The organism is Dietzia sp. IN118, from assembly GCF_032905965.1.
Taxonomy (GTDB): Bacteria; Actinomycetota; Actinomycetes; order Mycobacteriales; family Mycobacteriaceae; genus Dietzia; species Dietzia kunjamensis.
In genome coordinates this window covers 3161738-3173577 of the sequence record NZ_JAUMSR010000001.1, presented here as the reverse complement: position 1 = coordinate 3173577, position 11840 = coordinate 3161738, and the positions used below count along the sequence as shown (strand labels likewise).

Genomic DNA, 11840 nt, shown 5'->3' with positions numbered 1-11840 from the left:
AGTGATGGGGCATCGGATGTTCGTCGCGGTCGCGCCGCCCGACGAGGTTCGCGAGGAACTGGAACGGTTCCTCGAACCGCGGTCGGGTCTGGCGTGGACCAACCCCGCCCAGTGGCACCTCACCCTGACGTTCTGTCCCGACGTCGACGACTGGCGCCTCGACGAGCTGATCGAGCGTGTGGAGGCGGTCGCCCGGAGGCACGAGCCGTTCACGCTACGACTGGCCGGCGCGGGGGCGTTCCCGTCCGTCGAGCGGGCCAAGGTGTTGTGGGCGGGGGTCGATCAGCCCGAGGAGCGGCCTCTCAACGCACTGGCGGCGGGCGTCCGCTCGGCCGCCAGTGCGGCGGGCTGCGCCCCGGACGGCGCCCGGTTCCGTCCGCACCTCACGCTCGCCCGGCTCGGCGGCCGCGACGATGCGACCGCCTGGCTGCGGGTGCTCGACACCTTCACGAGCAGACGGTGGGAGGTCTCCGAGATCGCGCTCGTCGACTCGTTCCTCGGCGAGGGGCCGCGGGGCCGGGCCCGCCACGAGGTCGTGGCCCGGTTACCGCTGGGTGCGGGCGAGCGACGCTGGTGGGACCCGCCCGGGGGGTGAATCGGGCAGTCGGTCAGAGCGTTGCGCACTGGCCTTCGCGCGCGCCGCCGACCTGGTTCCCGCCACCAGTCGGGGCCTGGGCGTTGGCCTCGCACTCGAGATCCCCGCCGATCGTGTTGCCCTCGAACCGCTGCGGGCCGGAGTTGCGCTCCGACTCCAGACTGTCGCCGATGCGGACGTTCTCCACGATCGCCTCGCCACCGCGGTCCAGCTCGATCGACCCGGCTACCTCGCCGCCGGAGACCAGGACGAAGGCGTGCCCCTCGGCCTCGACGTCCCCGGTGACGCGGACGTTCGTCGTCTCGAGTCGGCCGCCACCGAGCACGTCGATGTCGCCGGTGACGGTGAGGTCGGTCAGGACGCACGTCTGCCCGTCGCGGACGGTGACGTCGCCGGTGACGTCCTGCCCGGAGACTTCGGTGTCGCAGTTGGCGCGGTCGAAGTCGGTGGCCTGGTCCCGGCGGTCGCCGGCGGGTTGCTCGGTGGCCGGGGAGCTGACCTCGACGGGGGCACTGACCGTGGCCGTGACGGTCTCGGGCGCCTGTGCGTCCTCGGTGCCGTTCGAGCAGCCGGCGGAGGCGAGCAACGCGGCCGCCGGAAGGGCGAGCAGGGCGCGGCGCCGGGCGGCGGTCGCTGTAGTGACGGGTGCTGTGGTGACGGGCGCGGCATGGACGGACATCGCGGACGACCTCTTCCCTCGGGGTGGTTCGACTCCACCGTAGGCCCGGCGGCGGACTCGGGTGGGCCCCGCGACGGCTACCGTATGGCGCGTGGAACTCATCGGGACCGTCGATCCGGCTCACCCTCTCGTCGTCGTCGCGCTGGAGCAGGAGGCACGGCACTTCGTCACCGACTTCCCAGTGCTCGTGACCGGCGTCGGCAAGGTGCGCGCGGCCGTGGCCGTCGCGCACGCGCTCGGTGGCGGAGCCCGGCCCCGGGAGTTGGTCAACGTGGGCACGGCCGGCGGGCTGCACCCGGGGATGGAGGGCACGCACGAGATCGTGACCGTGTTCCAGCACGACTTCGACGACCCCGCCCTGCACGCCGTCACCGGCCGGCACGACGGCCCGCCGCTGGCGCTGTCCGCCACGCGCGCGGTGACCCCCGAGCACGCCGCCGCGCCGTCGGGGCCCGGGGGATCGGCTGCGCCAGTGCTCGCAACCGGCGACAGTTTCGTCGCGGGCGGCCCGGTGCGGGACCGCCTGGCCGGGATCGCCGACCTGGTGGACATGGAGGGGTATGCGGTGGCCGCGGCGGGCGCGATGGTGGGCGTGCTCACGCGACTGGTCAAGCACGTCTCGGATGCCGCCGACGAGTCCGCGGGCACCACGTGGGTCGAGGGTGTCGACGCCTGCGCGCGGATCCTGGCGCAGTGGGTGGGTACCCGGTTGGGGTGAGTGATCGAAGATGATCGAACCCTTGTACTAATGCGCCGGTGCGGGTACTGTCGAATGTAGGTTCGATGTCGGTGGCGGAGGGGTGGAATGGTGACGACGACGAGTTCGCTGTTCGCCGTACCCGAGCCCCTCGGCATGGTCGACATGGAGGCCGTCAGCGAGGCGGCCCGTGCCGCGACGCTGGCGCAGAACCGCGCCGGGGCCACGCGGCTGGAGGCGGCGCATGTCCTGGTCGAACAGTTCGCCCGGTCCGCCCAGGCACAGGCGGAGCAGGCCGACGAGGCCGGCGCCGGTTCGCGCCGGCCCGCGTACGCCCGGCTGGATCCGGAGGCGCGGGCCCGCGATCACCTCGTGGCGGCGTGTCAGCTCACGTGCTGGCACGCCGCGCGGTTGGTGACGGCCGGGACGCAGATCCACCGGCGGCTGCCCCGTCTGCGATCCACGGTCGACCGCGGGCTGCTGCCCGAGCAGTTGGCGGTCGATATCGCGTGTCGCCTGGCGGAGGTGTCCGACGCGATCGTGTCGGCCGTGGAGGACGAGGTGGTCGCGCGCTTCACAGGCGATCTCGACGGTGGCGACCGGCCGACCCGCAACGCGGTGGACTCGGCGATCGATGACGCCGTGGAGCGACACGACCCGGCTGCCGCGCAGGACGCCGCCGCCGCGGCGGCCGCCACCCGCTCGGTCCGATTCCGCGGCGACCGGAACGGCATGGCCACGATGTGGGCCAAGCTCACCGCCGCCGATGCCGAACTCCTCCGTCGTCGCATCGAGACCGATGCGTCAGCCGCCTCGGCGGACGGACTGGACGGTTCCCTGGATCAGCTCCGCGCCGACGCCCTCGCCGCGCTCGCCGTCTATCCGCCTGCTGGTGACCCGTCCGCGACCAGCCCTTGCGCGACCGACCCTGCCGCTGCCCCTGCGTCCGAGCACGACGGCATCGAACTCGGCGACGTCAGGCTCGGGGCGGACCTCCCCCGGCCCACGCTGGGCAACGCCGCGCGGGCCGGTCAGCCGATCCGCATCAGCGTGATCGCCTCCGCGGCCCGGGGCCTGCCCAACCGCGTCGAGTTCGTCCACGGCACCTACAGCAGCGTCGAATGGCTCTGCACGGAACTGCTCGAGGGCGACGACGCGAGCGTGCGGTTCGAGCTCATCGACCCCGCCCCCGGCGTGCTCGACTCCCCCGAGCACGCCCTGCGCTACGTGATCACCCCGGCGATGGCCGAGCGAATCCGCATGCGCGACGGCACCTGCCGCCACCCGGGATGCTCGGTTCCCGCCGAGGCCTGCGACGTGGACCATGTGATCGCGTTCAACACGAAGGACCCCGAGCTCGGCGGGCCGACCACCGAGTGGAACCTCGTCTGCCTGTGCCGCAAACACCACCGGGAGAAGACGTTCGGGACCAACGCCTACCGGTCCGGGCCGTTGGGTGAACTCGTCATCATCACCGACACCGGACACGAACACCGCACCAGACCCAAGGGCCCCTTGGCCCGTGCCCGTGACGCCATCTGGGAACGCGAGTGGAACGCCTTCGCCGACCGCATCGTCGCCGACGACGGCACACTCATCAATCCTCCGGGCCACACCCGGCACGGACCCCGCAGACGGCCGGCCTGACCGCCTCAGCAGTCGCCGACGCCCACCCATTCGGAGACGCCGTCGGTGAAGCGCTGCCGTTTCCAGATGGGCACCCCGTGCTTGAGACGCTCGATGAGCTCCGAGCACGCCGCGAACGCCTCGGCCCGATGCGGAGCCACGGCGACCACGACCACCGCGACCTCGCCCACCGGCAGCACGCCCACGCGGTGGACGGCGGAGACGCGGACGGTGCGCCCGGAATCGGCCGCCGAGGTGTGCTCGGCCGCGACCTCGTCGCAGAGCCGGGCGAGCGTGTCGCGGGCCGTGGGGTGGGCCGAATACTCGATGTCGTGGACCTCGCGGCCCCCGTCGTGGTCGCGCACGACGCCGGAGAACGTCACCATCGCCCCGTCGGCGCTGGTCCACACGGCCTTCTCGACCTCGCGCGGGTCGATCTCCCGGTCGGTGATGTCCACCAGCGGACTGGAGCTCATCGGTGTTCTCCTCCGTGGGCGTGGACGTCGAGCAGATGCTCGAGCAGGTCGTCGAGGACCGCCAACCCGTCGCGGACTCCGCCCGTCGAGCCCGGCAGGTTCGCCACCAGGGTACGTCCGGCGAAGCCCGCGAGCCCGCGGCTCATCGCCGCCGTCGGCGTGGCCGCCAGGCCGCGGGCCCGCATCGCCTCGGCGACCCCCGGCAGCTCCAGCTCCAGGTGCGGCGCGGTGGCCTCCGGCGTGCGGTCGTCCGGGGCGACCCCCGTGCCGCCGGTGGTGAACAGGACCGCGGGGGAGCGGCGGACGTGCTCGGTGACGGCCGTGGCGATGTCGGCGTCGGCCACCACGTGCACCTCGACCGGCGAGAAACCGCGCTCGAGGAGCCAACCCTCGATGGCGGGGCCGGTGGTGTCCTCGCGGTGGCCGTGCGCGGCGGCGGTGGAGGAGACGACGACGACACCACTTCGGCCGGAATCGAGCGCGGCGGGCCCGGTGTTCGCGCGCGTCACCTCGTCGTCGTTCCCGGTCGCCTCCTCGGATTCTCGCGTCCAGTCACCGCGTTTGCCGCCCGTCTTGGCGGCGAGGCGGACCCCGTCCATGGTGGCGAGCGGGTCGACGGCCTTGACCATGTCGTGCAGCGTCAGCCCGGCCACGGAGACGGCGGTCAGGGCTTCCATCTCGACACCCGTCCTGCCCGTCGTCTTGGCGGTGGCCTTCACGTGGATCTCGCCGGCCTCGTCGTCGAGGTCGAAGTGCACCTTGACCGAGTTCAGCGGGATCTGGTGGCACAGCGGGATGAGCTCGGAGGTCTTCTTGGCCGCGCCGATCCCGGCCAGGCGGGCGGTGGCCAGGACGTCGGCTTTGCCCAGCGAGTCTCCTGCGACCATGGTCACGACGTCGGGGCGCGTGCGGAAGACCCCCTCGGCCGTGGCGGTCCGGGTGGTGACGGCCTTGTCGCCGACGTCGACCATGCGCACGCGGCCCTCGGCGTCGAGGTGGGTGAGCTGCGGCTCGGGTGATGAGCCCTGTCCGGTCGGCGCGTCAGTCATGCCGTTCACGGTAGTCGGCCGGGTGCGGCGGGCTCCGGGGGTGCGGCGAGGCGGGGCGTCACGGGATGCGGGTTTAATCGCCGACATGGCGATGCTCTTCGAACCGATCCGTATCCGCGACCTCGAGATCCGGAACCGGGTGTGGCTCTCGCCGATGTGCCAGTACTCGTGCGAGGACCGTGACGGGGTGCCCACGCCGTGGCATCTCGTGCACCTGGGCGCGCGGGCGCAGGGCGGGTTCGGCCTGATCCTCGCGGAGGCCTCGGCGGTGGTGCCGGAGGGGCGGATCAGTCCCGAGGACGCCGGGCTGTGGAACGACACGCAGCGCGATGCGTGGGCGCCCATCGTGGACTTCGTGCACTCCCAGGGGGCGGCGATCGGCATCCAACTGGCGCACGCCGGGCGGAAGGCGTCGGCGTACCGGGCGTGGCCCGGATACCCGGTCGGCTCACTTCCGCCCGAGGAGGGTGCGTGGACGACGGTCGCGCCCTCGGCGATCGGGTTCGGTGACATGACCACACCGGAGGCGCTGGACGTCGACGGGATCCGCGCGGTGGTGACCGCGTTCGCTGACGCCGCCCGCCGCGCCGACCACGCCGGGTTCGACGTCGTGGAGATCCACGCCGCCCACGGGTACCTCATCCACGAGTTTCTCTCGCCGCTGTCCAACGAGCGGGACGACTCCTACGGCGGTTCGCGCGACAACCGGGCCCGGCTGCTGCTGGAGATCTGCGACGCGGTGCGGCAGGTGTGGCCGGAAGGTAAGCCACTGTTCGTCCGGATCTCGGCCACGGATTGGGTGCCCGGCGGCTGGACCCCGGAGGATTCGCGCTGGTTGGCGGGCCGGCTCGCCGAGCACGGGGTCGACCTGGTGGACGTCTCCTCGGCCGCCAACACCCCCGACCGGCCGCCGGTCGAACTGGAGCAGGGCTACCAGGTGCCGCTGACCGAGGAGGTGCGCGCGTCGGGTGCAGTCCTGGCGGGCGCCGTGGGGCTCATCAGTGACCCGGAGTACGCCGAACAGCTGCTGGTCGACGAGCGCGCTGACGTGGTGTTCCTCGGGCGCGCCGCACTGCGCGAGCCCGCCTGGCCACAGCGCGCGGCTGCCGAACTCGGCCTGGACTGGCGGCGGGCCCCGTACCCGCCGCAGTACACGCGCGGGAAGTGGTGACGGCCGACTAGAGATCCAGCTCGACGTCCGAGCAGGCCAGCGCGGTGCAGACGGTGACGCGCTCCTGCGCGACGGCGCCGGGTGCACGGTCGGCGGCCTCCGCGCGGATGGTGCCGCTGAGCTTGGGCGTCACACACGCTTTGCACAGCCCGCGCTGGCAGCCGGTGGGGACGGCGATCCCGGCGCGGCCGGCCGCCTCGAGCAGGGTGGTGGCACCGTCGATCTCCACCGCCGTGCCGGTGCGGCGGAAACGGACGGTGTAGCGACTGCCGTCGTCGTCGGGCCGGTCCAGTTCGGGCGCGGTGAACGATTCGGCGTGGAACCGCCCGGCCGGCTGGCCCAGGTCACGCAGCCACCCGCGCGTCAGGTCGATGAGCGCGGCCGGGGCACACACGTAGGTCTCGCGATCGGCGGCGTCGGGGACCACGCGCTGCAGGAGCTCTGGGCCGAGTCGGCAGGTGGAGAGGTCCTCGCGCGCGGACGGTGCATCGGTGAACAGGTGCAGGGTGATGCCGGAGTCGCGGGCGAGCTCGCGGAGTTCGGACTCGAAGATGATCGAGCGGTCGTCGCGGTTGACGTACAGCAGCGTCGCGTCGGGGCGGGTACCGGTGGCTCCGTCGGGCTGGCCGCGGCGCGCGTCGCGGGCGATGCGGCGCAACAGACTGATGATCGGGGTGATCCCCACCCCGCCGGCGATGTGCAGGGATTTCGCACCCGGCGAGGGCGTCGGGAAGTCGCCCGAGGACTGCGGCACGCCGACCAGTGTCACGTGGTCGCCCGCGCGCAACGAGTCGTTGAGCCGGGTGGACACCCGCCCGCCCTCGACCCGCTTGATGCAGATCTCCATGGCGCCCCCGGCATCCCCCTCCGCGTCCGAACTGTCGCGGACCAGGCTGTACTGGCGGACCGACTCCTCGCCGCCCTGACCATCGCCGCCGTGATCGCCTCCGCCGGCGACCCGGAGCGACACGTACGCCCCGGCATCCCACCCGATGTCCTCCCAGCCGCGCGGGCGGGCCAACCGCACCGACACGGCCTGGCCGTCGGCGACGGGCGTCGCGGACAGGACCCTGACCGGCACGTTGTGGAAGCGCGGCTTGTCCAGGTACGGCGACTCGGGCAGGGGCCTGTAGGACAGCCCGGCGCGCACGCGGCGTACGAGTGAGGCGGGGTCGCGCAACAGTGTCGAGGGGCGGCCGAACTCGCGCTCGCCGAACGGGACCGACAGCCCGGTGAGCGTTTTGGCGATCAGCGGCACGGTCTCCAGCAGCGGGGTCTCGTGGTACGGAAGCCCGTACTTGGCAGCGATGGCCCGAACCTCCGGGGCGATCCGGCGCTGCATCGACGGCGGTAGGTCGGGGAAGAGGTGGTGCTCGACGTGGGTGTCGAGGCCGCCGTAGAAGATCCGCAGGTCGGGGCGATCGGCGAACGGCACCTCCTCCTCCAGGACCCGCGCGAGGGCGTCGTCCATCTGCGTGCTGGGCAGGAAGTTGCGGGTCGCCCGGATCTGTCGCTCGTAGTACTGGTCGGCGGTCTCGTCGGGGCCCGGGTCGGTGAACAGCTCCAGCTCGCCGGCGTGGTGCTCGATGAACACGAGGAACAACACGGCCATGTAGCCGGTGACGCCGCCGGAGTAGTTGGCCAGCAGGGTGGGCAGCGGCTTCCACCCCGAGCGGAACGGTTCGTCGATGAAGCGACGCCTCAGGTCGCGTCCGGCGATCCGGGCGGGCTAGCGCAGGGTGTAGGCGCTGAAGAACGGGTCGCCGGAAACCTTGCGGGCGATGTTGGCCAGGAAGAACGGAGCCGCTGCCGGGGCCGCTGCCGCCAGCGCCGAGATGAGCGCCACCTGACCGAGGTGGTGGCCGTACCAGTCCTGTCCGGCGCTGCCGCGGAAGATGCTGTAGCCGAGGTCGTGGTCCTTGCCGACGATGTTCGTGTTGGGGTGGTGGCCCACGTGATGCATCGTCTTCCAGTGGTCGACGTCCACGTTGAAGTCCCACTCGTAACGGTCGGAGTGATATTCGCCGTTGCCGGGCAGGTGGTCGTAGCTGCCGTGGACGATGTTGTGCCCGAGCTCGGAGAACTGCATGAGCCGGTACATCATCTCCAGCGCCGTGGCCCGCCGGATCGCCCGCGGCCCGCCCTCGCGCAGCAACTCGCGGCGACGGGCGTCGATCGCCCGGCCGTAGGCGGTGACGTTGCGGATGTGCGCCAGGTCGTCCTCGCCGACGGCGGCCTTGGCCCGCGCGTACAGCGCCCGGATCTCGTCGGCGAGGCCGGTGGGGCCGGCTGACTGGGCGGTTCCTGCGCGTGCGGCGAGAGTCATGACTGTGACGCTAACCACCCGACGCGGGCGCGGGAAGGTCGCAAACGGGCGCAGAGTTGGCATTTTCGGACATCCGCCGCCCGGTGTTGCTACGGTCGGCCGATGGACTCCTCGCCGGTATGGGCGGTGCCGCGGGGCACCGAGGGCGTCCGCATCATGGTGGAGGGCGGGCTGGCCCACGGGATGACGACGACGGAGTGCCTGGCTGGCACGGGTCTCGATCCCGGCGACCTCCACGACGAGACCGCGCAGATCTGGGCGCACCAGGAGTTCACGGTGATTCGCACCCTGCTCGCGCGCCTCGGAGACCGGCCCGGGCTGGGGGCGGGCGTCGGTGCCCACTCCACCATCGGACGGACCGGCGTCATCGGCTTCATGATGCTCGCGGGCCCCACCGTGCAGGCGGCGATCGATCGCGCGATCCCCTATCTCGCCTTGTCCCCGACCCACGTGCAGTTCTCTCTCGAGGTGGACGGCCCGGACGGCGGGGCGGTCCTGGTCGCCGCCGACGACCAGATCCCCGCCGACGTGCGCACCTTCGTCGTGGAGCGGGACCTGGCAGGGTTGGCCGCGGCGTTCCGCGGTGCCCGGATCGACCTGGGGCCGGTCTCGCTCGAGACGACCCTCGGCCCGGAGAGCGCGGCGCTGGTCGGGCACGCGTGGGGCCTGGCGCCGGACACGGTCACGCCGCACGCCGCGCGCAACCGGCTGACCGTCTCGCGACAGGCCCTCGAGGCCGAGCTGCCGCAGGGCGACGAGAACACGGCGCGAGTGTTCGAGCGGCAGTGCCGCGCGCTCCTCGCCGACAGGCTCGCGCGGGTCGGCGTGGCCGGCCAGGTGCGCAGCCGGCTCCGGCACGAGCGCGGAACCTGGCCGTCGATGGCGGACGTGGCGGCGGAACTGCACGTCGATGTCCGCACCCTGCGACGCCACCTCGGAGCGGAAGGGACCTCGTATCGGACGCTGGTCGACGAGGTGCGGCATCAGCGGGCGCTCGAGCTGCTGGTGCACGACGTCCCGGTGGCCGAGGTGGCCGCCGAGCTGGGCTACTCCGAGACCGCGACCTTCTCCCGCAGTTTCCGCCGGTGGGAGGGTGTACAGCCGAGTCGCCGACGGGGGAGGTCGTCGTGACCGGGGAGGTCGGAGCGGCGTATTCGAGCCGCGCACAGGAGTACATCGACCACCTCGGTTCTATCGCGTCGGTCCACCCCTCGGACCTCGAGCTGGTCGCGCGCTGGGCGGATCAGCTCGACGGGCCGCTGATCGATGCAGGCTGCGGCCCAGGGCACTGGACGGGCCACCTGGCGGCCCGGGGCGTCGACGTGCGCGGAGTCGACCAGGTACCGGAGTTCGTGAGTCACGCCCGCCGAACTCATCCCGGGTGTCGATTCGAGGTGGGTGACCTCGACGCGCTACCCCGGTCGCCCGGCGAGGTCGCGGGGATTCTCGCCTGGTACTCGCTCATCCACCACGAACCGGCCACCGTGCGACCGACGCTGTTGCGGATGGCGCGGTGTCTGCGCCCCGGCGGCGGACTACTGCTCGGGTTCTTCCACGGTGCGGAGGTCGAACGGTTCGATCACGCCGTGGCCGGGGCCTACCGCTGGTCGGTTGAGGCCCTGTCGGAGGAGTTGCGGATGGCAGACTTCGAGGTGATCGAGACCTACACGCGGACCGGGCCGGGAGCTCGACCTCACGGCGCGATCGTCGCCCGCCTGATGTCCGCCCACGACGGGAGAGCCGAGTGACCCTGTTCGAGACCCTGAAAGACCGCTGCCGTCCAGAGTGGGAGGCCTATACCGAACACGAGTTCGTCACCGAGCTCGGGCAGGGCACCCTGCCGCTCGCGGTGTTCCAGGACTACCTGGTGCAGGACTTCCACTTCCTGGTGCAATTCGCCCGCGCCAACGCGCTCGCCGCCTACAAGAGCCGCACCCTCGCCGACATCACCGCCGCCCACCGGGCGACCGGCGCGATCCTCGCGGAGACCGAACTGCACCTGCGGCTCACCGACCGCTGGGGAATCCCGCGCGCCGAACTCGAGGCCGCCGCCGAGAAGCAGGCCACCGTCGCCTACACCCGGTACGTGCTGGACTCCGGCATGGCGGGGGACCTGCTCGACCTGCATGTAGCGCTGGCCCCGTGCACGATCGGTTACGCCGAGATCGGCGCGCACCTGGCGCCCCGGCTCGCCGAGCACGACGGCGAGCATCCCTACGGCGAGTGGATCTCCGAGTACTCGGGGGCGGAGTTCACCGCCGCCGCCGGCGCCGCGATCGAGCAGCTCGACGTGCTGTCCGACGGCGGGCTCACCGACCGCCGCCTCGACGAGCTCACCGAGGTGTTCCGCACGGCCACCCGGCTGGAGATCGACTTCTGGCAGCAGGCGCTCGACAGCACGGGATGAGGCGCGGGCGTGACCGGGCGCGATCGGTCGCGGACTCTGTGGGACGTGGGTACGCTCAGTCGTTCCCGAAAAATTACGGTGAAAGGACGAACAAATGATCATTCTTGGCGCGATTCTCTTGATCCTCGGATTCCTCTTGGACATCCCCATCCTCTGGACGATCGGTCTCGTGCTCATCGCGATCGGCGTCATCCTCGTCATCCTCGGTGCGGCAGGCCGCGCGGTCGGTGGACGTAAACACTGGTTCTGACACGCCGGGTCACATCTGACCCGGGGTGAGCACGAGCGTCCGGCGCACAGTCCGCTTGTAGCGGGTGCGTCGGACGCTCTTCATTTACACGTCTGCTGTGCCGGGTCAGGCCGGAGTTCCGCAGCTTGTAGGCATTCGTAGTAGTTCGTGATCGGGCCGTGCCTGGTCAGGGCCTTGCATGCTGTCTGGAATCCTGATTACTTGTAGGCACACGACTTTCGGCGTGTTCGGCTGGCCATGGGCGGTTGTCCGTGGTTTCATGTAGGCATGTACTTGCGTCAGACCAAGCGCACCAACCGGGACGGCTCGACGGTGTCGTATCTGCAGCTGGCGCACAACGAACGTCACCCGGATACCGGCGTTCCGAGGGCGAAGGTGATCCACAACTTCGGCCGAGCCGAGCAGGTCGACCGCAAGGGACTGGAGCGGTTGGTGTCCTCGATCTCGCGGTTCCTGACGCCTGAGCAGGCCACCGCCGCGGTGGCGGGCGGGGACGTGGAGATCCTTGATTCGCGTCGCCTCGGCGGGGCCTGGACCCTGGACCAGATGTGGCAGCGACTGGGC

General features: G+C 71.6%; 13 protein-coding genes and 1 pseudogene. 9 read left to right on the top strand and 5 right to left on the bottom strand.

The window, feature by feature from the left end:
- The first annotated feature begins 4 nt into the window (after positions 1-4).
- Positions 5-595 carry an RNA 2',3'-cyclic phosphodiesterase gene (gene thpR, locus Q2K20_RS15115; protein WP_317176913.1) on the top strand — a complete coding sequence of 197 codons (591 nt, stop codon included), beginning with the start codon at positions 5-7 and terminating at the stop codon, positions 593-595.
- Between the two features lie 13 nt (positions 596-608).
- Here the strand turns inward: thpR and Q2K20_RS15110 are convergent, their stop codons facing one another.
- Complete coding sequence (locus Q2K20_RS15110) at positions 609-1274, bottom strand: hypothetical protein (RefSeq protein ID WP_069389678.1); 666 nt, start codon at positions 1272-1274, stop codon at positions 609-611.
- A 91-nt stretch (positions 1275-1365) separates the two neighbouring features.
- Here Q2K20_RS15110 and Q2K20_RS15105 point away from each other — a divergent pair, with 91 nt between their 5' ends.
- Both Q2K20_RS15105 and Q2K20_RS15100 read left to right on the top strand, forming a co-directional pair.
- A complete protein-coding gene (locus tag Q2K20_RS15105) occupies positions 1366-1992 on the top strand; it encodes a nucleosidase (RefSeq protein ID WP_317176912.1) in 627 nt (208 codons plus the stop codon).
- An 87-nt stretch (positions 1993-2079) separates the two neighbouring features.
- Entirely contained in the window at positions 2080-3618 is a 1539-nt protein-coding gene (locus tag Q2K20_RS15100) for an HNH endonuclease signature motif containing protein (RefSeq protein WP_317176911.1), read from the top strand.
- A gap of 5 nt (positions 3619-3623) precedes the next feature.
- Here the strand turns inward: Q2K20_RS15100 and Q2K20_RS15095 are convergent, their stop codons facing one another.
- Together Q2K20_RS15095 and moaCB are read right to left on the bottom strand one after the other, a co-directional pair.
- Positions 3624-4073: a molybdenum cofactor biosynthesis protein MoaE gene (locus tag Q2K20_RS15095; protein WP_069389777.1), complete on the bottom strand. Its 450-nt coding sequence runs from the start codon at positions 4071-4073 to the stop codon at positions 3624-3626.
- Positions 4070-5122 carry a bifunctional molybdenum cofactor biosynthesis protein MoaC/MoaB gene (gene moaCB, locus Q2K20_RS15090; RefSeq protein WP_269503042.1) on the bottom strand — a complete coding sequence of 351 codons (1053 nt, stop codon included), beginning with the start codon at positions 5120-5122 and terminating at the stop codon, positions 4070-4072. Before moaCB ends, Q2K20_RS15095 begins: the two co-directional genes overlap by 4 nt.
- Positions 5123-5207: 85 nt before the next feature.
- On the opposite strand from moaCB, the gene Q2K20_RS15085 reads away from it, so the two are divergent.
- Entirely contained in the window at positions 5208-6293 is a 1086-nt protein-coding gene (locus tag Q2K20_RS15085) for an NADH:flavin oxidoreductase/NADH oxidase (RefSeq protein ID WP_069388761.1), read from the top strand.
- 7 nt (positions 6294-6300) lie between these two features.
- Here the strand turns inward: Q2K20_RS15085 and Q2K20_RS15080 are convergent, their stop codons facing one another.
- Together Q2K20_RS15080 and Q2K20_RS15075 are read right to left on the bottom strand one after the other, a co-directional pair.
- Positions 6301-7905: a fatty acid desaturase gene (locus Q2K20_RS15080; RefSeq protein ID WP_317176910.1), complete on the bottom strand. Its 1605-nt coding sequence runs from the start codon at positions 7903-7905 to the stop codon at positions 6301-6303.
- 117 nt (positions 7906-8022) lie between these two features.
- Entirely contained in the window at positions 8023-8619 is a 597-nt protein-coding gene (locus Q2K20_RS15075) for a hypothetical protein (protein WP_317176909.1), read from the bottom strand.
- Positions 8620-8721: 102 nt separating this feature from the next.
- Here Q2K20_RS15075 and Q2K20_RS15070 point away from each other — a divergent pair, with 102 nt between their 5' ends.
- The 5 genes and pseudogenes from Q2K20_RS15070 to Q2K20_RS15050 form a co-directional block, all read left to right on the top strand.
- A complete protein-coding gene (locus Q2K20_RS15070; protein ID WP_069388762.1) occupies positions 8722-9750 on the top strand; it encodes an AraC family transcriptional regulator in 1029 nt (342 codons plus the stop codon).
- Positions 9747-10367 (top strand): class I SAM-dependent methyltransferase, encoded by a 621-nt coding sequence (locus Q2K20_RS15065; protein WP_069388763.1) that lies wholly within the window; start codon positions 9747-9749, stop codon positions 10365-10367. Before Q2K20_RS15070 ends, Q2K20_RS15065 begins: the two co-directional genes overlap by 4 nt.
- A complete protein-coding gene (locus tag Q2K20_RS15060; RefSeq protein ID WP_069388764.1) occupies positions 10364-11026 on the top strand; it encodes a TenA family protein in 663 nt (220 codons plus the stop codon). The genes Q2K20_RS15065 and Q2K20_RS15060 overlap by 4 nt, the downstream gene beginning before the upstream one ends.
- Before the next feature lie 94 nt (positions 11027-11120).
- Complete coding sequence (locus Q2K20_RS15055) at positions 11121-11276, top strand: DUF6131 family protein (protein WP_096906278.1); 156 nt, start codon at positions 11121-11123, stop codon at positions 11274-11276.
- 267 nt (positions 11277-11543) lie between these two features.
- Positions 11544-11840 (top strand): annotated as a pseudogene (locus Q2K20_RS15050) (transposase); the annotation flags it as partial.